Here is a 26,004-nt window from a genome sequence, read left to right as displayed (position 1 = left end):
CAATATGGCTAGTCTCCTTTCTTTTATAAAAATTTCACCCTATAATGATAAAGCTCAGTGCAGGCAAGCTTCATTAATCTTTCCATGTGACCTGCCATCCATATGACTGAAGTTTAAAGTATTTATTAAACTCCGCAACTACGGACTTCGCGTTCTCTTTCGATGTTGCATGAAATATAGTTATATCGACTATATTACAGTCTGAAATTTCCTCCAAACCTTTAAGTCTTGATGCATCTACTCCAATCTGCTTTAGACTCATACAATTTTTGAGTATTGTTAAATCTCCAACCGGATAAGTGAACTGCTTTAATTTCTTCAATTCTCCTATAACCTCTATATGTGATTCATCTATTGCACAGCTATCTGTCTCAAAAACCGTTAGATTCTTTAAAGCTTTTAAGAATGATAAATGTGGTATTGTCACTTGTTTGAGCTCTAGTTTTATTAACTTACTAAGGTTTGAAATATAAAGCAGGTCGCCAACCTCCATTTCTTCTAAGCTTAGTTCCTTCAAATTTTTTATAGTTCCAATTAATCCCCTATCAATTGAGTTCATTCTACATAATCTCAAACTCTTTAATTTCTTTATATCTTTCAGTGTATGTATATCTTTTAATGGAAGTCCTATTAATGTTAGCTTCCTTAACCCATCTAAAGAAACCAAGTACTTCAAATCAGACTCTTTAAAAGCTTCTGATCCTATCACAAGTTCTGCTAAAGAAGTCAACCGTTGAAGTACATCAAAATTAGTAATTTCATCCGCATGTATAATAAGTTCTTTAAGATTAACCATATGGGTTAAAATATCCAAAGATATTGCTCCGTATTTTTGAGCTTGATCAGCTCTAATAAATACCATTCTCTTTTTTTTCAATGTTTTTGAAGATACAAAACCACTTTCAACATCGTCTTTAAAATACTCTTCCCAAAATCCGCTTACAGGGATAAGGCTGTTCTCTTCGATATTCAAATTAGTCAGAGCCAAAATATCATCTAACAAACTTCCACTTTCACGGGATAATATGATTACATCTTCTTCTTCACGAATACCAATACTACTATTTCTGAGACTCGAATCGATAAATTCAAAGAAATGTCCCAAACTTTCTGCAATAACATAGGAAAAATGAGAATTATGATCTATCGTAATAATTTGCCCATAAACGCCCTTTTCTCCGGGGTCTAAATCTATTGCCAAAAATGAGCCACCACCATCTTCAGCAAAAGGAATCCAGCCTTCTCTGTAGTTCCCATCTTTTATTACATCTGATTTGCTGGATATAATATCGTACGCTGATTCCAAAAGGGACTTCCAGTTGCTTACTATCGATTCAATGTTCATCCAACCAAGACCAGCCATTATGCCAAAAATCTGCTCTCCTTCTCCATTAAAATTCATGTATAGCTTTCTGAAATCTTCTGGAAATTTGCAGTTCATCATGCTCTCGAAAAGATTTATTTCTGATTCCTCAACTGCTGGATTCAGTAATTCCTCTACATTTGGTATATGCGATTTTAATGTCTCTATAAGTAAACACTCTTCTTTTTTATTAGCTAATGACATATATTGGCCCCCATTCTACAGAGTCATAATAGTTTCAGTAAACATTCTTGGTTGATCATCAATCATTTTGTTATGATTCATCTTCAACAGTTCTATCAATAATTAATTCTATCTTAAATATGGAGCATCTATCTCCCGATTTAGCAATATCGTATCATGAATTTGTAAATATTGTTGTATTAAGTCATATGAAAAAAACTAAGAGTCATCTTAGGGGTTAATTTTATCTCTATATAAACTTCATTCACAACTAATTTTCACCCTATTTAATGGTACGGTTCAGCGTAACATCTATAGAACGCAGACACCTACACAAACACCTGCACCATTGTCTCCACAAGCCGCGTTGGATACGATTAATGCTTACTACGTTCAGCAAGCTGGCGATGCGCCTGACCACTCAATATTTGACACTACTGGAGTAACAGATGTTACTCCGTCGAACTTAACCTATGTTGATTATGCATTGAGCGTGGACGAGACATCTCCATGGACAGTACTTGAAATTCAAGAGATTGTTAATGAAGTTCATTCAGGACTCGTATTGACAGCGATCGGCACGGGGCTTTCCCATGCCGTTTTGAATTCCATTTTTATTCCCGTTCTTACCTTTGAGCTTAACTTAATGACCTTGCCTGTTTGGGTGTCCTTATTGTTTTTCTAAGTTTTGCTTGCTAAGCGACTCTATTCAGCATCATTCTGCTCTTCCAGCCATCTCAAAATCGCTTGGTTTGTTTCTTCCGGCTTTTCTTGCTGGATCCAATGACCGCAATCCAGATTGACCACTTCTGCATTAGGCACGAACTTTGTCAGGTTTTCAGACCTCTGGACCGTATCCCGGTCACCATAGATCATGAGGGTCGGCTGTACCATGAAAATGAAGGGGGTTGCGATTTTGGATGAGCTGTTTCATCCCTTCTTCATTTAGCGATTTGATTTATGCCTCGCATTTAAAACGTTCTGACTTTTGATGAGAATTAAACCCTAATTGATTGAGAAATACAGTAGCTCCTCTCTCCTATAGATCAGGGAAACAATAGACCCAGATTTATGCAGTACCAAAAATCCTTTTAACCATTATTTTGTTATTTATATTTCCTTATTCTGTAATATATTTTTTGCAATGTTGAAATTTTAGCCCTTCTTCAGATGAAGCGATCAATATTCCAAGCCTTCTTAATCGTGTTTCCTCTTTCTTGGCGCTCATTACCCACCAGATTGAATCTCTTTTATAGGATGGTGATAAATTAGTGAAGAATAGCCAGGCTGTTTGATTTGCCTTGATTTGTTCTTCATATTCTTTAGCAAGTTCCACGTTTCTTTGTTCAGAGGAATAGCCTTGTGCATCGGTTCTGTTGTTAAAGACGTGCATTCCTTCAGGTCTCATCTTTCCAAACTGTATTAGTGCTTTTACCTTCTTTACGTTCACAGCACTCCATACACTATTTACTTTGCGCGGAGTAAAGCGAATCTTATAGCTTTGTTTATCAATGGTTTTTCGTATACCGTCAATCCACCCAAAACAAAGAGCGGCATCTACTGATGCAGACCAAGTAAGGCTTGCACGACCTGTACTTATCCCAAAATAGCCCACCCAAATTTCACTAGCTTCAGCATGATGTTCTTCTAACCAATCGTTAAACTCTTCTTGGTTGTTGAAAAAAACTACATCTCCCATTGTTCCAGCCATTTTAAAATCGCTTGGTTTGTTTCTTCCGGCTTTTCTTCCTGGATCCAATGACCGCAATCCAGATTGACCACTTCCACATTGGGCACGAACTTTGTCAGGTTTTCAGACTTCGCAACCACATCCCGGTCGCCGTAGATCATGAGGGTCGGCTGCTGGATGATTGGGTTCACTTTCGCCAATAAGCGCCAGTTGCGGTCAAGGTTCCTGTACCAATTTATGCTGCCCGTGAACCCTGATGTTTCAAATGCGGAGACGTAAACGGCCAGCTCGCTTTCGCTCAATACGGGCTCACCGAGCGGTGTTTCTGCTCTGGCGAGATTGATCAACGCCATACCTGGCTCAGGTGCTCTGAGAGGCTCGTTCTTCCGGTACAGGTTGCGAAGGAACCTGTATGTATTGTCTTCGAATACGGCGTCCGCGACGCCTGGCTGTCGATTGAAGTGGACGAAATAGAAATCGCCGCCAAGTATTTCTTCCATGAACTCGATCCAGGGTTTTTCTCCGCGCTCTTGGTAAGGCAAGCTCAGATTTATCACTTTATTGACGCGGTTTGGATGCAACAAGGTCAGTCCCCAAACGACGAATGCACCCCAGTCATGACCGACAAAGGTAGCGTCCTCGTATCCATAGTGATCGAGAAGCGCGATGAGATCACCCGACAAGTGTTCAATGTCATAGTCTGTTACTTCGGTCGGACGGGATGAGTTGCCGTAACCCCGCTGGTTGGGGACGATGGCATGGTAGCCCGCTGCGGCAAGTGCGTCCATCTGATGGCGCCAAGAAAAGGCATGCTCTGGCCAGCCGTGGCAGAGTACAATAGGTTTTCCTGCGTTTTCTCGGCCTGCTTCAAACACTTCGAGTTCCACACCGTTGGCTGAAATAAGGGTGGGCTTGGGAAAATCGGTTGGATTAAACATTGAATTAAAACCTCCTTCTTGTGATACTTGTAGTATAATGAATAAAAGATGACATCTAGGTGTCACCTTTCTGAAATCATGTAAAAAAAGAGGGCAATTATGGACAAAGTGGAGAGACTCATTTCGATTATCATGATATTGCTGAAAAAAGAGGTTGTTTCTACAACGGAATTCTCACAACTATTCAATGTCTCCAAAAGAACGATCCTTCGCGATATGGAAACATTGAGCTTATCGAACATCCCGATCTACTCTGTCAATGGGGTCAAAGGGGGCTACGGCATAATGGATGAATACAAGGTTGATAAACGCCTTTTAAGCAGCTCCGATTTACAGAATATATTAACTGCGCTCGGCGGATTGGAACAAATCCTCCGTACTGAAGAAGTTGAAAGAACGATAAAAAAAATAGAGGCAATGGTTAGTCCATTGTCTCTAAATCGTTCCATTCAACTGTCGTTTTATGATTGGGAAGGTCGGTCCGAGATTCTTGAAACCTTAAAGACATATCAAGAATCCATTTCAAAAAAGAGGCTGGTTTCGTTTGATTATACAGATAAGGACGGGGCTGTAACGAATAGAATGGTCGAGCCCTATGAGCTGCATTTTAGCGAATCGAGTTGGTACTTGAAAGGATTCTGTTTACATCGACAGGGATATCGAACTTTCAAGTTATCTCGGATCGATCATATTACTATGGATGAACGCGCGTTTCATCCTAGAGACGATTGGTCAGAGCAAGTACACGAAGCAAATTATCTACCTGAATTCGTCACGATTAAGGCCTGGATATCGCCTAGCATAAAAGATCAAATCATCGAAAGGTATGGTCGAAGAAGTATTGAAGACCATAATTCTGGATTTTTATTAGCAACCATTTATGTCCCACAAAATCGTATGGGATTTCAACTTTTAGCAAGCTTCGGCACTCATCTAAAAGTTGTAGAGCCCAAAACCTATGTTGAAGACTTTCGAAATTATTTATATCAAATGATGGAGAACTATTCCTGATATATTTAGCATTAAAGCTTCAACCTTCAACTCAACTTTTCACCCTATTTATGGTACGGTTCAGCCCGATTTGTCTTCACCGTGTGATACATCTGTTCCAAGATTTCAGCCACGTTTAGATTCTATTGTGATTGTGCGCCTGAGTCTGAACCAGCTGATCTTCTCAACTGCTGTGTTGCGGTCCCCATCTGCAGTTTCCGGGCAATCTGCTTGTTGCGCATACCTCTGATACCTTCAATAGTCCTCCTTGCTTCATTTAGAGTTATATATACTGGTTCTCTCAAATTAATCACGTAATCTAGTGCTCCGAATAATAAAAAAAGCCCGCAAGCTAGTTACCTGCGGCTGTGAATTTAGGATATGTTGTTATTTATTATTATCTCTCCCCTCTGCAACAAGCCTTAGCCCACTTTCATGGAGTTAGTTGCTTGTGGAAGCTACACCAAAGGCTATACGCGTTGAATCGTGGCTATCATGACACCGGCAAATCCAATGCCTAACTGCACCAGTATTTCCGTGCGCCTAGGAGGACACGCTATGCGATTTTCAAGTGGCAATCGCCTCCTTCTGTTCCTTAGCTTTTGGGAATCCTTGATCCACACCTTGTTCTCTACGATTATCACGCAAGAGCTCGTACGTCACATACACCGGTCGCCCTGTTCGTGGTTCCAGCATAATCTCGGCATCAATGGCAAATACCTCACGCAGCGTCCGTACCGTCATTACACGCTCTGGCGAACCATGCTCCACCACCTGACCCTCACGAATCGCCACCATATAGTCGGAGAAGCGTGCTGCCAGATTCAGGTCATGCAGCACCATCACAATCGTCACCTGTTGACTGCGATTTAGTTCATAGAGCAGTTCCAGCACTTCAAGCTGATGCGCCAGGTCCAGATAGGTTGTGGGTTCATCCAGCAGGATCAGATCGGTTTGCTGGGCGAGCGCCATCGCAATCCATACGCGCTGACGCTGACCGCCAGATAGCGTATCGACCTCACGATGCTCAAACGCTGTAAGCTGTGTAACCGATAGGGCCCAGGCTACTACTTGCTTATCCTCTTTGGAGAGCTTGCCGAAGCCCCGTTGATGTGGAAAACGCCCATAGGCGATTAATTGACCGACCGTCAAACCGCTCGGTGCGGTCGGCGTCTGCGGCAGAATCGCCATCTGCTTGGCCACTTCCTTGGTGGACAGCGTACGGATATCGGCGCCATTCAGATAAACCGTACCATTATTCGTCTTGAGCAACCGACCGACTGCCTTTAGTACGGTTGATTTGCCGCATCCATTGGGACCAATAATCGAGGTAATCTGTCCACGCGGAATCTGCAAGTTCAGTTCTTTTACGATAAGCGTGTCATTATAGGCAATATCGATTTGTTGCGCTGTAATACTTTCCATGACGTCCTCCTAATTGGCCTTCGATAGTAAATAAAGAAAGTACGGAACACTGATGACCGTAATGACGATTCCCGTCGGCACATCTCCCCCCAAGCTAACCGTGCGCGTAATCGTGTCAGCCAGCACCACGACTAATCCTCCGGTCAAGCTGGCAGCCGGAACGAGCAATTTATGATCGGGCCCGACCAGTTTTCTTGCCACATGCGGAGCGATCAAGCCAACGAAAAAGAAGCTTCCGCCCACGGCCACACTGCCAGAGGATAAAGCAACCGCAGCGATCGACAACCCCAAAAACTGCCGCTTCACGGCAAGACCCAGCCCTTCTGCCGTCTGATTGCCCAGATGGAGGGTGTTAAGTATGCGAGACTTGTAGAAAATATAGCCGAGTAAAATCAAGACCCATGGTGCCAGTACGGAAATATAACGCCAATCAGCGCCCCATAAGCTTCCCGCCAGCCAATGCAGCATGAAATCCATCTGCGAATCATTCAGCTTGAGAGTCAGGAAGGTGGTCAGCGCTTCATACCCGCTTCCGAGTGCGACCCCGGTTAAGATCAAACCGATTGGCGAAATATCTCGCCCACGGCGATACGACAATAAGAAGATCAATCCCGCCGCCAATAATCCGCCAACAAAGGCCAGTAGTGGTAGGGCAATAAAGGAGCCCTTTCCTGTCGATGCGATGAATACGACGAAGAACAGGACAAACAAACCCGATCCCGAACTAATCCCCAGCGTCCCTGGACTAGCCATGTCATTACGCAGCAAACTCTGCATCACGACCCCAGCCGCTCCCATTCCCAGACCTACCAAGATCGACAGTGTGATTCGTGGCAGGCGAAAATCGAACACGATCAGATTTTGCTTATCTGTACCGTTTCCGAGGAGAACATTCAGCACTTCTAGCGGTGAAAGATTCATTTTGCCAGAATTCATGCTAATGACAGCAAACATAAGGATGAGCACCATAAGCACTATATTGACGATAATGCCCCTTTGCACCGTATAACGCTGCTTGATCATTCAGATTCCCTCCTTTGCTTGCGAGCCAGGAAGAGAAAGTACGGCACACCAATGATAGAAAATATAATACCAATCGGTGTTTCGAACGGCTTATTGATCAAGCGGCCAGCCAGATCGGCCGACACGGTTAGCAACGCACCATATAGTGCAACTGCCGGAATAATGTAACGATAGTCGACACCGACCATGTATCGCACAATATGTGGGGTAATCAGACCAACAAACCCGATCGGACCAACTAAGACAACAGCCAATCCAGTCAGCACGAGCACGATAATCGTCGATAAACCTTTGACCAGTCCGCTACGAATACCGAGTCCACTTGCCACATCATCCCCCAAACTGAGCAGTGTAACAGAAGGAGATAGCGCCAGCGCCAGCAGTACACCACCAACAAATAGCGGTGAGATGATCAGCAATTCCTCCCACTTAACCCCCGCTGTACTGCCTGCCGTCCAGAATGCTAATGCTCGACCCAGATTATAATTGATCGCTAAATACTGACTGAGTGCGCCAAATAGCATAGAGATGGACAGTCCTGCCAGTACCAGCCGCTGAGGCGTCATCCCGCGCTTGCCCAGTGACGCGATGAAGTAAGTGATCCCGGTCGCGAGTGCTGCTCCCAGACAAGCAAACAGCATCATATGCCCATACGAATAACCCGGCAGAAAGGCCAGGCAAAGAGCAATCGCGAATGCTGCCCCAGAGCTGATGCCCATCAGCCCGGAGTCAGCCAGCGGATTTCGCGTCGTTCCCTGCATAATAGCCCCACATACCGCAAGGCTGCATCCGACGATCAGATCGGCTACGGTACGCGGAAGACGTAGGGTTTGTATAATTTGATGCTCAGTGAGCGTTGGATCAAATCGGAAAATAGCCTCCCATGCAGTCGCTAACCTCATGTCGGCGGCGCCGAAGCTAATCGACGCCGCCGACATGAGAACCGTTAATCCAAGCCCTACCACCATGTACATGGTGAAATTCACCGCCCCACGGCGTTTTTGTTCAGGCTTGTTTTTCATTACGCTTTCCTTTCCTTACCTACTGATAGTCATATTTACAAATTGGAGTACTTCTTTTTACCTCGTCAAAATCCTTATCTAGCCATAGCCAGCAATTGATTTACAATATGATCAATCAATGCACTGGAAGTCATTATATCCGTGGACCAAGATAGCGATGTACCCACCGATATGATCCGATTATGTTGCACAGCAGGTAGCGATTTCCAGACAGCATTATCAGTAGGGACTTCCGTATCTCCTATAGCGATTAGATAATCCCCTATGTAAGCAGCCAAGACCTCCATAGAGATATCTCCCCAATATTTATCTGTGTCAATAATATCAGTTTGAACTTTTGAAGGTGCCTTCATTTTAAGTCCATTATAAACAAGCTCGCCAACCGCATGCTTGGCTCCAGCGATGTAGTTACTTTTATCACTGAATTCCCCCATAGTAATCGTCACGTCTGAAAGACCTGCATTCTGAAGGGCTAGCTTCGCTTCTTCGATTTTTCCGGCATAAGCACTCAGAACAGCCTTAGCCTCTTCCTGCTTGTTCAAAACATCACCAATAAAATGTATCCGCTCTTCTGTAGTCATATCACCATAAGGGACATAAATTGTCGGGGCAATTTTGGATAAATCTTCATAATTTTCATCGCCCCATGCTAAAATGATCAGATCAGGCTCAAGAGTCATGACATCTTCCGGCTCTATAGCTATTTTAATAGAGTCTGTAATCTGGTTAGCAAAAACAGCCTCTTTCCCGTCCCTTGCCGCTCTCGCCACCCCTAAAGGAGTTACACCTAGGGCCACCACATCACCAACCAAATAATCGACTACAACACGCTGAGGGTTGTTCGGTACCTTAACGTCACCCTTTACTGTGGATATCGTTCTCGTCTGCGAGACTGCTTCTGAAGCTTCCGGTTGTGTCGTCTGTTGTGTCTGCGCAGGGTTTGAATTCACCGTTCCCCCGTTATTCGATGGCGTTCCCGACGCACATGCCGACAATAACAGCATCAAGCTCATCGTCGCCGCCAAGATCATTTCTTTACTTCTTACTTTTCCAAACATGGTTGATTCCCCTTCTCTATAAGACTGGACTAGACCCGCTAGTTCCCTCTCATAGTAAAGAAAATGAGAATCATTATCAATACCATCAACCTGCATAGATAGTGCGTTTATTTTCCGATAATCACTTGGTGTCATCTTGTAATACTTCTTAAACATCCGAAACAGATTTTTCTCATCTGCAAAACCAGATCCTGTTGCGATCTCTTTAATGGTTGCTTCTGTATGTTTCAAGTCATGGCAGGCAGCTTCAATCCTTCTCTGAATGAGGTACTCCTGTAAGCTCATGCCTTCCTTTTTTTTGAACAGCCGCGTCAATTGCCCGCCACTGATCCCAAACATATCAGCAATTTCTTGGAACATAATCGGCTGCATGTAATGTTTATCGAGATATATCTTGGCAGAACAGGCTGGATCTGGCTGGAGATACCGAATCTCCCCACTCTCAAAATCTCTGTACACCCCATGTATCAATTGATATAGAAAACTTTTGGCCTGCAACTGATCCATCGCTTTGCCGCGGTTCCAGCCATTCATCATCTGTTGAAACCAATCGAGTAGCAAGATAGGATTACTTGGTGTATAACCATACTGTTGAACAAATGGATTTACTTCCTCGAGTAATTGCTGCAGGTGCCTCTTGAAAAAAAGAGGTAATTCTGCTTTATAAAATACCATAAAGGTCTTCACCTTCTCCCCTTTAGGCGAAATACTGAGCAGGCTCCCCTTCCCTCCGTGAACTAAACCAAAGCGTTCCATTCCAAATGTGGTTTCATTCAGTTGAATTTGTGCTTCTCCTCCACATGCATAGATAAACATGCTACTAGGCATTTTATACTGCTCCAACGGGTATTGGGACGCTACATTCTGAAAACGTACATCTATTAATGTAATGATCGAACGTGTCCAAATGTGGGCCATCGTATCGATCATCTCCGGTGTAAATACCTGGCTTGCTGCTGCTTCGTCTTGCATCTATCTGCGCTCCTTCATCTCACCTTTTGCAATTTATATATCACCTATCAATTCAATTGATATTGATTATCAATATCATAATTAATGAGGTAAGTATATCATCATTAAGTGACATTGGGGACAAGTTCTTGCCCTAAACAAAAGACAAGAACTTGTACCGATAAAAAAAGCCGCGCACAGCGCGGCATCCAGTGAGACTATGTTCTTGTCCTCTGAGCGAAGAATCGTTTCTATAATGTCAGTAGAAGATATTATTTACAGCTAAATATTCCGAAGCAGTGAAAGATTAAGTTCCGCTCTCCCTAAGTAGCCGCTGCAGATAACGGGGCGGTTAATGATTTCATACTTTTTTTAAGATCCGAAATGTACTCTTGGCTCCAAGTTTCAAAAGAATCGAATTCCGCCTTAGAAATTTGATGGTACTCCGGGGAGTCGGTTACCCCCGTAAGGACCTCATATGCATAAATATTATCGCCAAACTTTCCTACTGATTGGTATCTTCCTGTTTTCAGGCAGATATAATCGGTATATTTCACGGTCATCCCTCATCCTGTCATTGATTTCCTCAAGTCCATTAATTTAATCTTGTATAAATCTAACTCCGTAGCAACTCGTCCCGCGCTTCCGTCAGTGCGAACCCCAGCAGATTTCTGCCCCGCCATTTCATGGGATTCTCAGCATCCGGATTGGACTGGCTCATGCCGATCCCCCAAATACGGTCCCGCGGGCTAGCCTCGACGAGGATGCGGTTCTTCGTCGAGTTAAGATAATCGTTAAGCTTCGGATTCTGCGAAAATTTGGCCAAGCTGGCTCTTTTGACGATGCTGTAACATTCCTTATCCCAAATATCTTTGTCAAAGTTTTGGACCGCACGTCCAAAAGCCTTCATCTCCTTTGGATGCTTAGCTTTAAGGATGGACTCCAGCATTTCGTCATCGCCGAACAACCTTGCCTTCTCGGCCATCATAAACTGCTCGGCGCATGAGTACTGCGTTCCCTCTACCGTGAACGTGCACAGCCACCATTGGCTGAAGCAGCTTTTATCAACGCTCCCGTCCTTAGGCGGTGTATGTCCCCAAAAAAACACGAATTTGAACTTTTTCCCCTCGTTATATGCTTTTCTTAACTCATCGATATTGTAAATCATCGTTAACCCTCCAAATTTCTCCGATATAAGCGGGATGGTCTATGCCCCGCATTTTCGGTATAATGATCGGTCTCCACTACAAGGTCGGCTACTTTACGCCGGAAGGCCGCCTTCAACAGCTCTTTATCCATAATTACCTCATAAACCTGCTGCAGTTCCGTCAAGGTAAAAAGCTTCGGCATCAAGTGCATTGCAATATCGGTGTAATTCACTTTTCCCCGTAACCGATCAATAGCGCATGCTATGATCTTCGCATGGTCGAAGGCCAATCCGTCATTCGATACGATCTCATAATCCGTGCCAGTCGATGTAGTCTTCGCTGTCATAGTCCTCGCCACGACCGCCGAAAGTTCTTCTTCTTCACTGCTTAGTTTGAGTTCGTACTCCAGCGTCTTGATGTATCCGTCCACAATCAGTTCTTTTTGCTCCCGCAGCGGCCGATAGGATACCTTGAACCAGGCGGCGTCTGCTGCATCATCACCTGCCTTTAACTCCAACTTGTCGCTGTTAATCAGAGCCATATAGCTGCAGCTTATTACCCAGGTTCGTGGGTCGCGCCCGATATCACTGAACGTATACAGCTGCTCCAGATAAACGTCTTCTACGCCAGTTTCCTCGCATAGTTCCCTTACTGCTGCCTGCTCAGTCGTCTCATTCGGCCGGACAAAACCGCCAGGCAGCGCCCATTTGCCCAGGAAGGGGTGAGCCCCCCGGCGAATTAGTAGGACGCGTAGCTCTTTTTCCGGTAGTTTGCGATAACTGTCAGCCTCGTCTTCCGTCACAGTGAAGATAACCATATCCGTTGTCACTGAAGGACGCTCGTAATCGCCTGCCTTGTATTGCTTCAAAAATTCAGATTCCGTAAGTCCATCCTTATCCAACAAATCCAAGTAGGTATGCCTCCTTTATATTTGATTTAACCGTTCAGCTCTCCGAAATAGTTCCCGTAGGGCTCGAACTTTGCCAACACTTCATCTACCTTGCGTATACGTTCCTCCAGGCTCCCCCGCAGCGTAATATAGGGGATCCGCCGCTCCTTCAAATCCGCGATAATCTGTTTATGAAAGACATGCCGCTTCTGATCCCCGCTGCGGTCCCACGTATCGTCGTAAGGAATATCGTCAGCGCATAAGAAGAACAGATCATAACGTTGCGCGTTCTCCAGAGCGATCCGGGTTAACAGCTCGGGGGCCCGGCCGTGGTAATCTAGGGCGAACATATACGTCGTGATCGCATTGGTATCGACGAACAGAACCCGGTTCGCCGCAAGCATTGCCTGTTCTTCGCGCTCGATATGACCCACCGCGATTTCATCGAACGCTTCCAAGCTGATTCGGCGGTCCACCTGATGTTCGGTCCAATAATCGCGTCCGTATTCGCTTGCGAACGTCGTGCAATATCGCCGTGCCAGCGCTTCGGTGATCGTCGACTTACCCGTCGACATTGCTCCAACGACCACCACTTTCGTGATCAAATCCCGGTACACGATATCACTTACGAACTCCCTGTACTGATATGGATTGGAACGGACCATCGTCGCTGAGATCGGGACCCATTCTCGGGCTTCATCCACCCGCCGGTCTATTGCACCCAAAGCGAGACTCATATGTTTGCCGTAGAATTCGCTCGAGTAAAAATGCGTTACTTGCTCTCCGTTCAGCAAACCGAGTATATACTGTTCTTCCCGAACCTCATGTTCCCTGTCATCCGAATATCCATCCGGACCATCCCAAGCTTCGATTACCCGGACTTCCGGATAGAGCCTGCGAATCCAATTTGCCCGGACATGAAGCGGGATCGGAGTGACTGTCGTTTCGTAAATGACTAGGATCAATTCATCGACCTCTTGTAGCGCCGTTTCAATCATGAACTGATGGCCTTTATGCAGCGGGGCAAACTTCCCCAGTGTTAGTCCAAGCGTGTTCATGCCGCCACCTCCTTCGCCCCTTTATTCCAAATATAGTACCCGTAAACTGCGTTGACCAGATACGCGCTCCACATCACGATCATCAGTAGGCCTTCCCCGCTGCCCTCCAGCATGCGAATCGCCCACAGCAGCACCGTAAAGAGATTTAGCACGATATAGACCAGCCATTGTTCCTTGAATCTTCTAACCATTAAGAAGGTCGCCACAACAGATAGCACCGTTGTAGTGGCATCAATGTAAGGCGAATTCTGTCCCGGAATGAACGAAAGCCCAAATCCGAGCACTAAACAGCCGATTACACAGACCATCCCAACGAGGAGCAGTCTTCTAAGATCCATCTGCCGCATGGTCAGTCTACCGTCTTTTTGGCGATTATTTTTCCACATGTAGAAGCCAATGACATTCATTGGAACAAAGAATAGCAGATTCAGCATAACCTCTCCAAACAAACCGTTAATATAGGCCAAATAAGCATAACCGATGGTATTGTACATGCCGAAAACATAGCTCATCAGGTTGCCCTTCGCTGCAAGCACCACGCATAACACCCCAGTAATAAATACCGTGAATCCGAATAAAGAGTCCTTTGTAATCACTGTAAACCCGACAGCGATTGAGGTAAATAGTATCAACCACGTAATTTCGAACAGATTCCAGTTAGCCGCCACCTTTTTCATCTTGTATCCCTCCGCTTTTTCCACTCATTCATAGAGCGAAAAAAATTAGTTATACTTAGTATCATTTTGTTAATAACATATTGTTACTATCAAAAATAACAGAAAATTCTGCGAAGGGCAAGCAAATTCTTCCTATTTCGACAGACAGGTACTTATTTAAGGCTTCTCAACAGAACTAACTTTAAATTTGTAAAAATAAAAAGAAACCCCTATTAAAAGGGATTTCCTCTAATTTTGTTCAACTAACGTACCAATAGGTGGACTGTTTTTAAGGTTTACTATTCTGTCTTTCTACTCCAATAAATAATCACCCTCTTTTTCTAAGAGAACAGGTAAATACTGAGTTACCATTTCAGTAAACACGAAATCATCCCCACAATTAAATTGTGCACTTCATTACATAAACCCGTCTTCGGGTTCACCAACATCAAATCCTAATACTTTTGTCGCTTCCAATTTAAATCTCTCTATCCAAGAACTCTAATCACTATTACTCATCTGTGCATAAAATGATAAACCACTTGGCTCCACTGAAGCCACAATAAAAACATCATCATCTTCCTGCCCGAACCAATAGGGAATTCCATTTTTATATATCGTAATCAACTTATAAGAGTCAGTAGCTCCGAGAGAATAACTCTAAGCTCAAGCTCCGTCTGCTCTGACTTCACGGATTTTTCCAGCTTTGCACGGCTTCCGAATATCCGGTATAGAACCTGCTCCCGTTCATATATTTCTTTAGGCGACAGCTCTTGAAGCAGCGCTTCTGCAAGCTCGACCCGATCGATCACGAAGTTTTTGACAGATCTTGCTTCCTCATTTCCTGCTAGCAGAATGTCGACTAGAACTGGCATAAGCTCAGCCTCCACACCGTGCGTATCAATAAAGGTCTCCGCATAACTATGCTGTATCATTTGGTGCTCCGAATCTACCATCTCCATATAACGAGAGACGAGTGAGAAATATTCCTTGCTATATAATCCTAATCCGAGTACAGCATAGGTACCAGGCATGACCGACTTTTCACCCGGTTCCGTGTCCTTGTACCACGCATAGGGCTCCATTGCGATATCCGCATACGCAGCCAGCTTAGGAAAAAGAGACGGATAGGCTAGTGCACCAGCAAAAAACTGATGAAGACCTGATTTAGCCATTTTTTTTAGAGGAAGATAGTTCCTTTGTTTGCTTTTCAGCTTCAGGTGATATTCCTTCGGGAATCCCTGCTGCAGCAATTGGGTAATGTGATCCAATGCTTCTCCATAAGCTGCTTCCTCCTCGTTCAAAATCCGGACTTCAATGCTCTGTGTTACATCATTATTATCAACTTCAACACGGGTCCCTTTATATACTGGAGTGAATTTCCCGCTTCCCCCCAGGATATACTCCGCTGCGTGTTTTGAACCAAGCTGGACAGCTAGTTTCAAATATTGTTCCCGGATGTCCGGTTTCGTTTTTCCAATTTGCAGAGCGGCATATACAAAAAAGGAAAGTTGATCTGCATTCGGATCCATAAGCGCCATATCCTCTTTAGGTATCCAATCCATTCTAAAGCTGCCTGTACGCACAAAATAGCATGGAAGAAAAATATTTTGAATCCAATTATCCATAGCCAAAGTATACTGGCCAGTCCATTCGTCTAAGCGTCGCCTATTACTTCTGAGCTTGTCGGATAAATGCTCAATTAATGGGCCAACCGCATTTTCTTCTTGCTTTATAAGATCAGGGTTCATCAAGTGATGAGAAAAGAAAAACTGGTCATCAACACTCGGCAATACGGGAAGATCAGACATGATTTTGGATGTTATAAACTTCTGTAATGATTTGCGGAGTTCGTTCAGCTTCTCTTCGTTAACCAGATGCACGCAAAGTGTTAAGTCTTCGTCCTCCATTTCAAAGGAAAGTACGATCTGGAATCGGTAATCAAAAAAACGAGGACCTAACTTCTCTGATAAAAAAAGCTCCTCCACTCTCTTGCATAATGCCGGGTAAAGTTCAGATCTAATTAATTCATCCGTGAGTTCGGCGATATAAGGACCTGCTTCGATTTCATAAGAGCTGTCCGTCCAATCGAACGGTTCTTCAACTTCAATATGTATTTTTCCGTCACGCCAAGCTACCTGAAGATAATCCTTTATCCCTGCCTGGAGCGGACGATTTCCTATGAATTCATTTATTCTTATAGTCTCTTTGTTGTATATGGTTATCATCTCGCTCCACACATCGTCTAAAAACCTCTGTACTGCTGCGTTCATTCCCATTCCTCCTCATAGTTAGTGCTAATAGAACCTAGTACTCCTCATGCAGATTGAAGACGGAGCAGCAGTTGATCAACCAGATCTGTCTCTCGCAGCTGGTTGATCCAGCGCTGAGGGATATGCTCATACCCATATCGGATTCCGGCAAGACCACCTGTGATACAGGCTGTTGTATCCGTGTCGTTGCCTAAGGCAACTGCTCGTTTGACGGCATCTTCGTAGGAAGTGCAGGTTTGGAGGATCATACACGCACTGAACAAGGAATCCACAACATAACCAGATCCTTCGCCATAGAATACTTTATCTGGATGAATGTTCTCTTCGAGCTCCCGTTCATGCTCAGGCATCTGCTGGTAGATCGTTCGAAGCTTGCTAAGAGCAGTTCGGTAGCACAGATTGAAGTCTTGCTCTTGCAACAGTTCACGTGCAATTAACACATAGAAGGCACAACATACCTGATTACAGATATGTGCATGAGTTACAAGGCATTGAGTATGTGCATCCTGAACGAGTTGTTTATCTGTTCCTTTGTGCCACAAGGCAAGTGGTAGCACGCGCATTAGCGCCCCATTCCCTTTCCCATCAGGAACTGTATTGCCACTCTCGTAAGGGGACATTCCTTGGTAATAAGTAGACAACGTACGACTGGTTTGTATTCCAACATCAAAAACTTGTTGGGCTACTGCCCATCTACCTTCATGATACCAGTCGACCAATTTGTCAGCAAAATCAGTTAGCTCCAGTGTACCTTTATCGATCAGACTCTCCAGCAGACATAGTGCCTGCGCACCATCATCCGACCAGGTGCCGGCAGGAACATCTCGGTAGGTGGGCTGAAAGCCCACAGGAGGAGTAAACTCAATCTGCTCCAGAGGTGGGAGCTGCTCCGCTGATCTGAATTCATAGGGGACACCAAGAGCATCTCCAATCAATAAGCCGTAAAGCCCACCCTTAATCTTATCCCACATGTTGTATTCTCCTTATCACTAGATATAATTTGGATCAAGCTGTCTACAAATATATAAGCCTACCCTATCAATATTTAAACTGTTTTGCATCATGTAAATAAAAATTGAAGAAATAAGCTTCCAATGAACAATACGATAGTAATCTAAGCCTTTTTTGAAATCAATAATATATAACAAAAGATGAGGCTGTTTTTAAAATCAACAACCTCATCTTTTTTATGAATCTTTCCCGAATAATTACGTGTCTCTACTTAAATAACCATTCAACTTTTTCTGCGTATTCGCAGTTTATTTTAGTCCCTATAATTAGCTAGGATGAAGTGCCCGGGCCATCGCATCCATATAGCCCTGAACAGCGCGCTGACTCACTTCTGTTTCTGGAGCAAAAATTTCGAAAAGGTGAAAACAACCGGGATACAGGTGGAATTCGACATCCACACCTGCTTGTGCAAGTCGTGCCACATACTCCATTGTCTCGTCTCGGAATAGATCGAGCTGACCTATACAAGTATAGGCTGGCGGCAAACCTGCCAAGTTCTCCGCTCTCGAGGGTACTGCATAAGTAGATTTTCCTCTGACGTCGCTCTCCTGGCCCAGGTACATGTTCCAAGCTGCTATGTTGTCTGTTCGGTTCCAGATTGCGCCTGCTTCCGTAATCTCATGACTGGACGGTGTGATGTTTCGGTTGTCAAGCATCGGGTATAATGGCATTTGGAAAATAAGAGACGGTCCTCCTTTATCACGCGCCATCAGCGCGAGCGCTGCTGTCAGTCCGCCGCCACCGCTAGCACCGGCAATTGCAATCCGATTCACATCAATGCCAAGCAAGGCTGCCTCCTCCGTCATCCATACCAATCCAGCATAACAATCTTCGATCGCCGCCGGATAAGGGTGCTCGGGAGCAAGCCTATAATCAACCGATACGACTATACATTCTGCTGTCTGAACAAAACGTTCGCATAATTCGTCGTCCATATCCGGATGTCCTAACACGTATCCGCCCCCGTGAATCCATAGCATGGCAGGTAACAAGTCATTCGTTCGCCCGGCAGGCTCATAAATTTTCACCAGCATCTCGCCTCCATCCCTCGGGATTTTGCGCCTGGTTGTGTTTACATGCTCTGATCCTTCCACGGATGCAGCTGACACTAAGCTCCTGCTCCACTCTAAATTCTTCTCCAATTCAAACCCAGGAAATTGTGAATAAACCTCTCTTAATTCTGGTAGTATACGTGGTTCAACACTCATAATAATCCCTCCAAATAAAATAATGAATTCGTTCGTTTACGTCTTATTCATAGATAATCCTTATCCCATTTGAGCTTCCCACTTGGCAATTTCCTCTCGTACTCGCGGCGCAACCTCTGTACCGAGCAGTTCTATAGCCCGCATAACCAACTCATGCGGCATCGTACTTAAGGGAACATACATCATGAATCGTGTAATCCCTACATGCTTACGCAGATGGATTATTTTTTGGGCGACTGTCTCCGGATCCCCTACATACAACGCACCATCAAAGCGTCGGGCAGCATCATAGCTGGAACGATCGTAGTACGCCCACCCCCGTTCTTTGCCGAGCTTATTCATACCGTACTGGGTAGACGGAAAAAAGAGTTCTGCCGCCTGTTCCGTATCTTCTGCAACAAATCCGATGGAATGTGAACCTACCTGAAGCCGTGATACATCATGTCCGGCATGAGCTGCCGCCTTTTTATACAGTTGTACAAGCGGAGCAAAATTGGTTGGGTTTCCACCGATAATCGCCAGGACTAATGGCAGGCCCAGAAGTCCTGCACGCACGGCAGACTCCTGGGTACCGCCACTACCAATCCATACGGGTAAAGAGTGCTGAACAGGGCGCGGGTATACACCCAGATTATTTATCGCTGATCGATGTCCTCCACTCCATGTAACTTTCTCAGATTCCCGTATTTTCAGAAGCAGCTCGATGTTTTCATTAAATAAATCCTCATAGTCATGCAAGTCATACCCAAAAAGCGGAAAGGATTCAACAAAGGAACCCCGGCCCGCTATAATCTCGGCACGTCCATTGGATAAGCCGTCAAGCGTGGCAAAATCCTGAAACACACGGACAGGATCAGCTGATGAAAGAACCGTCACAGCACTCGTCAATCGAATCCGCTTTGTTAGGGGGGCTGCAGCAGACAACACCACTGCGGGTGATGAAGCTGCATAATCTTCACGATGATGCTCACCTATGCCAAACACATCAAGTCCTACCTGATCCGCAAGGACGATTTCTTCGACGACTTCTCGTAATCGCTGTGCGTGACTCATCACAACTCCGGTCTCAGTATCAGGCTTTGTTTCTATGAACGAAGTAACACCTATTTCCATAGTTAATCTCTCCTTATATTTTCTCTAGCAATTCGCCCGACATCATCGGTGCAACCCAATTTTTTAAGAAGAATGCTCAAGACAACGGATTAAAGCCGTCCAATCCAACTCACCATAACCATTGGCGATTCCTTCAGACAAGTGATGGTGGATAAGCTGACCTAAAGGTAGAGGAGTTTGAACGGACTTCGCTGCCTCAATAGCCAATGCAACATCTTTTAACCCAAGCTTCATTTTAAAACCGGCCGGTTCAAAGCGTTGTTCGCTCATGATCGCTCCATAGTTCTGATATATTGGAGATTGAAAAAGAGCATTCACGACATTCATAAATCGGGACGAATCAATACCGTGCTTTTCTACCATTAGCTGCACTTCCGACAAAGCTTCCAGCATTGAAGCAATTAGAAAGTTAACGCCAATTTTCACAACGTTCCCTTCTTCGCCGTGATCCCCAATCTCTACTATCTCTTGACCCAATACTGTTAAAACGGGAAGTACCCGTTGTCTTGCTTGTTCCGGACCAGCTAAAATAATACGCAATTTAGCTTCTTTAGCGGCATCTGGGCGCCCCATCACCGTGGCAGACATAAAGTGTTGCTTTCGCTCCGCATGCGAGACGGATAATTTTCGAGCCAGATCTACGCTGATTGTACTGGCAGAGATGTGAATTCCATTTTCCGACAATCCATTCAGAACACCATCTGGTCCCTCGACGACCTCCTTCAAAGCAGCATCATCAGAAAGCATGGTAATTACAAGATTGCTTTCTTTCACTGCCTCTAGCGGTGTTTTGGCATATCGTGCTCCCTGTTTCATTAAGGGTTCAACTTTTTCAGGGGTCCGATTAAAGATGACTAATTCATAACCCGCTTTCGACAGATTTTGGGCCATTGGGAGCCCCATATTTCCAAGCCCAATAAACGATACTTTCATTAGACACCTCTCCTTATTTTGAGGGATTTCTCAATAACGGAATGATCGTTCCATAATAATTAAAAAAAATATAGTCTAACACATACTCCTTAATTAGCACCTTCAAAATATGGGAAATATGATAACGGAACGATCGTTCCTAAATAATTAAAAAAAATTAGATTCCTGCTATTACAAAGTTAATCATCTCTTTTGCACGTTCCGGATTCTGATCTGCTTTGGCCATAATATTAATGCTTTGATGTAAATTCAACAATAAATAAGATAACGCTTTGATATCAGTCGTTTTATCAATTTCTCCCCGTTGCTGGCCCTTTTCTAAAAGGTCACAAAAAGCTTGCTCTAATTCCAAAAAACTAGTCTTTATCAACTCATTAATTTTTTCATCTGGCGACTCCAATGTTGTAGCTACATTCGTAACAAAACACCCGCCCGGCAGGCTGGTATCGTATGCTGAAGCAATATGATACTCAAAAAATTGAAGAATTCCATCTCTAACACTAGATGCATGTTCAAGAATAGCCTGCTTATTGAAATTCCCCTTTTTATAATGCTCAAGGGCATCTGTATACAAGGTTTGCTTGTCGGAAAACGTATCGTAAAGGCTGGATCGGCTAATGCCCATCACCTCTAGTAAATCCGGTATGCTAGCCGCTTCGTATCCTTTTTTCCAAAACAACAGCATGGCTTGATGCAGCGCTTGATCTTTGTTAAATTCTTTTGTCCTAGCGATAAGTAACACCTCCCGTCATTGAAATATAACATATCTGAACTGATCAGTCCAGATTTATAAAATAAACGGACACTCATATTGGTGTCCGTTCTTAAGAGCAAATACTTAGTCATTGAATTGCTCATAAACATCTTTTATCCAAACATCAATGTTTGTTGCATATTATTCTAGTTTAATGATCAAATCAGCTAGCTCAGAATTAGGCATCTCGTTTACGGTAAAATATAATAGCTGCTGTAATAAAGATCAGTGTCCATAACAGGGAAATACCTGTCCCTTCCATTGGTGTAAGGACATTTATTTCATCGGAGGAAGGCGGCATATACATATAATATCCTGCTGTATCTGGAAAAAAATATTTAGTATTGTGTAGAAAATCTTTCGACAATGGACTGACAATGAAGTAATAGCCAAGCAGTACCACTAAAGCAGGAGTAGTTCGTCTTAATAAAGCACCTATAGCTGCACTGAGAAGTGTGGTTAAAGTTAGATAGCCTGTTGCACCTGCTAATGATTTTATCATTTCGTCTATTTCAATCACTACTGCTGTGTCTTTCATCATGATAAAGGTATATAGTACACCTGATGCAGTAGTAAAAGACGCCGCAGGAATGGTTATAATGGTCAAGGCCAAATACTTCGTGGATAATTGAAACCCTCGCCAAGGTATCGTAGTTAAAGTAGTTCGAATCTGTCCCCCTGTATACTCTGAACAAGTAGCTAAGATACCAAGAATAATGAATCCTGCTTGAAGATATCCCATAGAAGAAAGTCCTGTATTCAGTATATTTTGCGTTCCTGCTGCCCCTTGTAGATCAACAGAAGTAAAAGCGGCGGCTAAACCTAAATTAAGAATGAATGTAACCAAAAGAGTGAGCCCTATCAATGGTAATGTAACTAATTTATCCAGTTCAGCACCCAGGATTTGTGTTATCTTTCTACTAGATGAGACACTCATGCTGCAACGTCCCTCCTATGGAATACAATAGCTGCAACAATGAAAACAACGACTACCCAGGCAAACATGACTAAACCGCCTGTGAAAGGGGTGTGAAACCTCTCGAATAAACTGCCTGTGGACGTGTTGTCTGTAAACATAAACATTTCAGCGCCAGCTCTATCTGGTAAGTAAAACGCCAACTTTGTAACCCTATACAACAGGACACTAAATGATACAACGGATGAATTTATTATGAGCACAGCAAGCGGGAGGATGCCATTCTTAGTTAGAAAAGTAATTCCAAGTGCTAAAAGAGCAGTGAATGTCCAGTAACAAATGGCACCGATAAGTCTGGACCATTCAAATGCAGGGGCATATTCACCAAGAATAAGATGACTTACAGACACAGTTGTCATAATAGCAACAATACAAAGCAGTATGCTGATCACAGTCACAGCGCCTGCTTTTGCCAGCAAAAAATGAAGACGGGATGAAACAACAGTTAAACTCGTTGTAATCTGTTGTCCTCCACCAGATTCACTGCTCTCTGTCAAATACTCACTGCTGACAGCAAGCACACCAAGAATAATAACGCCTTGCACACCAAGAGCTAACCCGATATAGCCAACTTCCGATAGCCGCGTGCTAACTCCAGCTATAATCTCCTCTTTTTGTGCTATGCTGTCCAAGGCAGCAATAAGCGCTGGGGCAAACGCTCCAATGAGATAAGCAAGCCAAATACCCGGTAAGGAGAACAATTTAGATAGTTCCGCGTTGAATGCTCTCATACAACTTCACCCGCATTTTCAGATGTCAGGGCAAAAAAGGCTTCCTCCAGCGTGGAATAGTTACCTATTACTTCTTCCAATGTTCCATCTGCAACGATAGTTCCATGCTTAATAATCACCACATCATCAACCGTCTCTGCAAGCTCTCCCATTAGATGACTGGATAACAACACCGTATTTCCAGACTCAGCACGTTCACGTAAAAATGTCCGAATCCACCGAATTCCTTCTGGGTCGAGCCCATTTACGGGTTCATCTAAAATCAATACTTTTGGATCACCGAGTAGCGCAGCTGCTATTCCAAGTCTCCTCCCCATACCAAGAGAATACTTCCCAACTCTTTTTCCGGCTGCATTAGTAAGACCTACTATTTCCAGAACTTCCTCGACACGTGAGTTAGACAATCCTGCGGCACGGGCAATCCAACGCAAGTGTGCCCGTCCTGTTCGCATACGATGAGCTCCAAATCCATCAAGTGCGGCACCTACTGTGGATACAGGATTCTGTAATTCTGCGTATGGCTTTCCATTGATTAGTGCACTCCCTGAGGTAGCACGATCTAATCCAAGCAGGATGCGAAGTGTAGAGCTTTTACCTGCTCCATTTGGACCTAGAAAACCAGTTACTCTGCCAGGTCTAGCTTTAAAACTGATACCTGATAAGATTTTCCCAGTTCCGCGATGTTTGACTAAGTTATTAATTGTAAGCAACCATAACACTTCCTTTCTGTTATGGTTCTAATTATAAAGAAGCAAAGTTACATCTCGGTTATCCTGCTGTTTACTTCTGGTTTAACTTTAGGTTAAGCTCTACCAATAGCCACTGTTGTGCCGTTTTCATTTGATGTAAAGTCAGCTTTAAGCTTCATTTTATTCAACATATAATTTGAAGTCGATAAACCTATCCCCGCCCCACGCTCATAGGAAGAGTTATCCATCCCCGGACCTCTGTCTGCAACAATGATCTGTTCTTTTTCTACATCAACCACAATGTTTACATATTTGCCCTCTGCTGCATGGCGGAGAATATTCTGAAATAAATTATCCAGAACACGTGTCATCCATTTAGGATCTGCTTCCCAATAAAAAGTCTTCTCTGTCGGTAAATCAACCTCGATCCGGATTTCTTTTTCTTCAAATACAGGATACCACGCAGCAACAGATGCTCTTACTAAACGTCCAATATCTGTTGAAGTGGGCTCAAAAGGATGTTTTCCTGATGTAAGCAATGTATAGGAAAGTAAATCATCCATTAGATCTCCGACTCTAGTAATCGTATGGTTCATCTCTGATAATGAGTTTTGTCCTTCTAGACTCATTGATTCTTTATTTAATCGGGTGACATGTCCTCTCAAAATGGTAAGCGGCGTTCGTAAGTCGTGAGATAAATTCGCGATGAGTCGATGTCGTAACAATTCCTCTTCATGTTCTCGCTTGCGACTGTCTTCAAGCTGTTGAATCATCCAATTAAAGGAACTTCCTAACTGGTCTATTTCATCCATACGATCACTTTGAACAGCTATTGGTTTAGGAAATGAGTTATGATTAGCTGAAAATGACATGACTTCCTGTAAGCAGGTGAGACGTTTACGAAGTCTCAAGAAGAAAATCCAAGAGATTACCACAAATGCGACAATAATAAAACCAAACACAAGAAGTACAATGTAAAAATAATTTAACTTATTCAGCTCTTCTTCATTAAAAGGAGACGCAATGAACGCAGATAAGAAAATAAGTACGATCGGAGGTAAAAAGATAAATAGAAAATGTCCTTTTAGAAAACGACGAAATAGTGATTTAGTCTGTCTCATAGTTTCACCCGATAGCCTATTCCCTTCAATGTTTCAATAATCTCTGGGGAGTCTGGATGGCGTTCCAGCTTTTGACGCAGTCGATGAATATGTACCATTAATGTTTTATCACCTGTGATATAAGCTTCTTCCCAGATGGCTTCATAGATTTGTTCTTTTGGTAAAACTTGATTAGGGTGGCGTAAGAAGTACATCAAAATATGATGTTGTTTCCCTGTCAATATAATTTCTTCTCCTGTGTGTTTGTCAAATACCGTTTGGATTTCCGGATCTACTTCAATATAATTCCCTAATGAAATGCGTTCGGAATGTGTTCCGCCCTTTCGACGGATTAATACTTCTAATCTAGCAATTAGTTCATCCGTATGGAATGGTTTCGTTAAATAGTCATCAGCAAATTGTAACCCTTCTACCTTATCATCTATCGATGTTCGAGCAGTTAACAGCAAAATAGGAACAGCAGGAGCTGCCTTTTTTAATCGTTTCCCCACAGTAAATCCGTCTAAACCGGGTAACATGATATCCAAAATAACGATTTCATGCTGATTTACTTCTTTTTCAGCTCCTTCACCAGAAAGCAGCCACTGTACTGAAAATCCTCGTTGTTCCAATTCTTCCTTTACCCAACTGCCTATCTTCTCATTATCTTCAATATATAACACGTTTCTTTTCAAGTAACTTCCCTCTTTCTAAACCGAGTTCACTATTAGACAGATTAACACAATCTAAAGAATTGTTTCCAGTTAAGACAATTTTATTGTTCGTTAATAGAGGACTTTCACCGCCAAGTTATCGTCTATG

General features: G+C 43.6%; 26 protein-coding genes. 2 read left to right on the top strand and 24 right to left on the bottom strand.

Annotation, left to right across the window (positions count from 1 at the left end; translation table 11 throughout):
- Nucleotides 1–73: 73 nt before the first annotated feature.
- Nucleotides 74–1,567 (bottom strand): SMI1/KNR4 family protein, encoded by a 1,494-nt coding sequence (locus MHH89_RS07245; protein WP_076281776.1) that lies wholly within the window; start codon nucleotides 1,565–1,567, stop codon nucleotides 74–76.
- 346 nt (nucleotides 1,568–1,913) lie between these two features.
- Between MHH89_RS07245 and MHH89_RS07240 the strand changes: the two genes are divergently transcribed.
- Nucleotides 1,914–2,231: a hypothetical protein gene (locus tag MHH89_RS07240; RefSeq protein WP_076302981.1), complete on the top strand. Its 318-nt coding sequence runs from the start codon at nucleotides 1,914–1,916 to the stop codon at nucleotides 2,229–2,231.
- 20 nt (nucleotides 2,232–2,251) lie between these two features.
- Here MHH89_RS07240 and MHH89_RS07235 read toward each other — a convergent pair whose 3' ends face one another.
- From MHH89_RS07235 to MHH89_RS07225, 3 genes are all read right to left on the bottom strand, one after another.
- Complete coding sequence (locus MHH89_RS07235; protein ID WP_217696906.1) at nucleotides 2,252–2,422, bottom strand: alpha/beta fold hydrolase; 171 nt, start codon at nucleotides 2,420–2,422, stop codon at nucleotides 2,252–2,254.
- Nucleotides 2,423–2,666: 244 nt separating this feature from the next.
- On the bottom strand, nucleotides 2,667–3,257 hold the full coding sequence (locus tag MHH89_RS07230; protein WP_232061375.1) for a YdeI/OmpD-associated family protein: 591 nt from the start codon (nucleotides 3,255–3,257) through the stop codon (nucleotides 2,667–2,669).
- Nucleotides 3,233–4,174 carry an alpha/beta fold hydrolase gene (locus tag MHH89_RS07225; protein ID WP_076281777.1) on the bottom strand — a complete coding sequence of 314 codons (942 nt, stop codon included), beginning with the start codon at nucleotides 4,172–4,174 and terminating at the stop codon, nucleotides 3,233–3,235. The genes MHH89_RS07230 and MHH89_RS07225 overlap by 25 nt, the downstream gene beginning before the upstream one ends.
- Before the next feature lie 99 nt (nucleotides 4,175–4,273).
- Between MHH89_RS07225 and MHH89_RS07220 the strand changes: the two genes are divergently transcribed.
- Nucleotides 4,274–5,185 (top strand): helix-turn-helix transcriptional regulator, encoded by a 912-nt coding sequence (locus MHH89_RS07220; RefSeq protein WP_076126589.1) that lies wholly within the window; start codon nucleotides 4,274–4,276, stop codon nucleotides 5,183–5,185.
- Nucleotides 5,186–5,731: 546 nt separating this feature from the next.
- On the opposite strand, the gene MHH89_RS07215 is transcribed toward MHH89_RS07220, so the two are convergent.
- From MHH89_RS07215 to MHH89_RS07120, 20 genes are all read right to left on the bottom strand, one after another.
- Entirely contained in the window at nucleotides 5,732–6,589 is an 858-nt protein-coding gene (locus MHH89_RS07215; protein ID WP_076190254.1) for an ABC transporter ATP-binding protein, read from the bottom strand.
- Between the two features lie 9 nt (nucleotides 6,590–6,598).
- Nucleotides 6,599–7,612, bottom strand: coding sequence for a FecCD family ABC transporter permease (locus MHH89_RS07210; RefSeq protein WP_076179405.1), 1,014 nt, complete (start codon nucleotides 7,610–7,612; stop codon nucleotides 6,599–6,601).
- Nucleotides 7,609–8,634 (bottom strand): FecCD family ABC transporter permease, encoded by a 1,026-nt coding sequence (locus MHH89_RS07205; protein ID WP_445739124.1) that lies wholly within the window; start codon nucleotides 8,632–8,634, stop codon nucleotides 7,609–7,611. The genes MHH89_RS07210 and MHH89_RS07205 overlap by 4 nt, the downstream gene beginning before the upstream one ends.
- A 74-nt stretch (nucleotides 8,635–8,708) precedes the next feature.
- Nucleotides 8,709–10,664 carry an AraC family transcriptional regulator gene (locus tag MHH89_RS07200; RefSeq protein ID WP_341086725.1) on the bottom strand — a complete coding sequence of 652 codons (1,956 nt, stop codon included), beginning with the start codon at nucleotides 10,662–10,664 and terminating at the stop codon, nucleotides 8,709–8,711.
- 302 nt (nucleotides 10,665–10,966) lie between these two features.
- Nucleotides 10,967–11,200, bottom strand: coding sequence for a hypothetical protein (locus tag MHH89_RS07195; RefSeq protein WP_341086724.1), 234 nt, complete (start codon nucleotides 11,198–11,200; stop codon nucleotides 10,967–10,969).
- A gap of 59 nt (nucleotides 11,201–11,259) precedes the next feature.
- Nucleotides 11,260–11,811, bottom strand: a complete 552-nt coding sequence (locus MHH89_RS07190; protein WP_341086723.1) for an NADAR family protein — start codon at nucleotides 11,809–11,811, stop codon at nucleotides 11,260–11,262.
- A gap of 2 nt (nucleotides 11,812–11,813) precedes the next feature.
- Nucleotides 11,814–12,701 (bottom strand): NUDIX domain-containing protein, encoded by an 888-nt coding sequence (locus tag MHH89_RS07185; RefSeq protein WP_341086722.1) that lies wholly within the window; start codon nucleotides 12,699–12,701, stop codon nucleotides 11,814–11,816.
- A gap of 26 nt (nucleotides 12,702–12,727) precedes the next feature.
- On the bottom strand, nucleotides 12,728–13,738 hold the full coding sequence (locus MHH89_RS07180) for an AAA family ATPase (protein ID WP_341086720.1): 1,011 nt from the start codon (nucleotides 13,736–13,738) through the stop codon (nucleotides 12,728–12,730).
- Nucleotides 13,735–14,415 carry a nicotinamide riboside transporter PnuC gene (pnuC, locus tag MHH89_RS07175; RefSeq protein WP_076217644.1) on the bottom strand — a complete coding sequence of 227 codons (681 nt, stop codon included), beginning with the start codon at nucleotides 14,413–14,415 and terminating at the stop codon, nucleotides 13,735–13,737. Before pnuC ends, MHH89_RS07180 begins: the two co-directional genes overlap by 4 nt.
- Before the next feature lie 602 nt (nucleotides 14,416–15,017).
- Nucleotides 15,018–16,667 (bottom strand): DUF6138 family protein, encoded by a 1,650-nt coding sequence (locus tag MHH89_RS07170; RefSeq protein ID WP_341086719.1) that lies wholly within the window; start codon nucleotides 16,665–16,667, stop codon nucleotides 15,018–15,020.
- 44 nt (nucleotides 16,668–16,711) lie between these two features.
- The gene (locus MHH89_RS07165) at nucleotides 16,712–17,638 is read right to left on the bottom strand and encodes an ADP-ribosylglycohydrolase family protein (RefSeq protein WP_076126570.1); all 927 of its coding nucleotides are present in this window, start codon (nucleotides 17,636–17,638) and stop codon (nucleotides 16,712–16,714) included.
- A gap of 306 nt (nucleotides 17,639–17,944) precedes the next feature.
- Entirely contained in the window at nucleotides 17,945–18,886 is a 942-nt protein-coding gene (locus tag MHH89_RS07160; protein WP_341086717.1) for an alpha/beta hydrolase, read from the bottom strand.
- A 60-nt stretch (nucleotides 18,887–18,946) separates the two neighbouring features.
- The gene (locus MHH89_RS07155) at nucleotides 18,947–19,999 is read right to left on the bottom strand and encodes an LLM class flavin-dependent oxidoreductase (RefSeq protein WP_036677037.1); all 1,053 of its coding nucleotides are present in this window, start codon (nucleotides 19,997–19,999) and stop codon (nucleotides 18,947–18,949) included.
- A gap of 63 nt (nucleotides 20,000–20,062) precedes the next feature.
- Nucleotides 20,063–20,932, bottom strand: a complete 870-nt coding sequence (locus MHH89_RS07150) for an NAD(P)-dependent oxidoreductase (RefSeq protein ID WP_341086715.1) — start codon at nucleotides 20,930–20,932, stop codon at nucleotides 20,063–20,065.
- Nucleotides 20,933–21,089: 157 nt separating this feature from the next.
- On the bottom strand, nucleotides 21,090–21,674 hold the full coding sequence (locus MHH89_RS07145; protein ID WP_341086713.1) for a TetR/AcrR family transcriptional regulator: 585 nt from the start codon (nucleotides 21,672–21,674) through the stop codon (nucleotides 21,090–21,092).
- 190 nt (nucleotides 21,675–21,864) lie between these two features.
- The gene (locus MHH89_RS07140) at nucleotides 21,865–22,623 is read right to left on the bottom strand and encodes an ABC transporter permease (RefSeq protein ID WP_076126564.1); all 759 of its coding nucleotides are present in this window, start codon (nucleotides 22,621–22,623) and stop codon (nucleotides 21,865–21,867) included.
- Nucleotides 22,620–23,393, bottom strand: coding sequence for an ABC transporter permease (locus tag MHH89_RS07135; protein WP_341086712.1), 774 nt, complete (start codon nucleotides 23,391–23,393; stop codon nucleotides 22,620–22,622). Before MHH89_RS07135 ends, MHH89_RS07140 begins: the two co-directional genes overlap by 4 nt.
- On the bottom strand, nucleotides 23,390–24,112 hold the full coding sequence (locus tag MHH89_RS07130) for an ABC transporter ATP-binding protein (protein ID WP_340976059.1): 723 nt from the start codon (nucleotides 24,110–24,112) through the stop codon (nucleotides 23,390–23,392). Before MHH89_RS07130 ends, MHH89_RS07135 begins: the two co-directional genes overlap by 4 nt.
- Nucleotides 24,113–24,195: 83 nt before the next feature.
- The gene (locus MHH89_RS07125; protein WP_076279713.1) at nucleotides 24,196–25,203 is read right to left on the bottom strand and encodes a sensor histidine kinase; all 1,008 of its coding nucleotides are present in this window, start codon (nucleotides 25,201–25,203) and stop codon (nucleotides 24,196–24,198) included.
- Complete coding sequence (locus tag MHH89_RS07120) at nucleotides 25,200–25,877, bottom strand: response regulator transcription factor (protein ID WP_076190267.1); 678 nt, start codon at nucleotides 25,875–25,877, stop codon at nucleotides 25,200–25,202. Before MHH89_RS07120 ends, MHH89_RS07125 begins: the two co-directional genes overlap by 4 nt.
- Nucleotides 25,878–26,004: the final 127 nt, after the last annotated feature.

Source organism: Paenibacillus sp. FSL H7-0323, from assembly GCF_038002725.1.
GTDB lineage: Bacteria > Bacillota > Bacilli > Paenibacillales > Paenibacillaceae > Paenibacillus_AQ > Paenibacillus_AQ odorifer.
The sequence above is the reverse complement of the archived record's forward strand: the minus strand, read 5'-3'. Positions and strand labels throughout refer to the sequence as shown.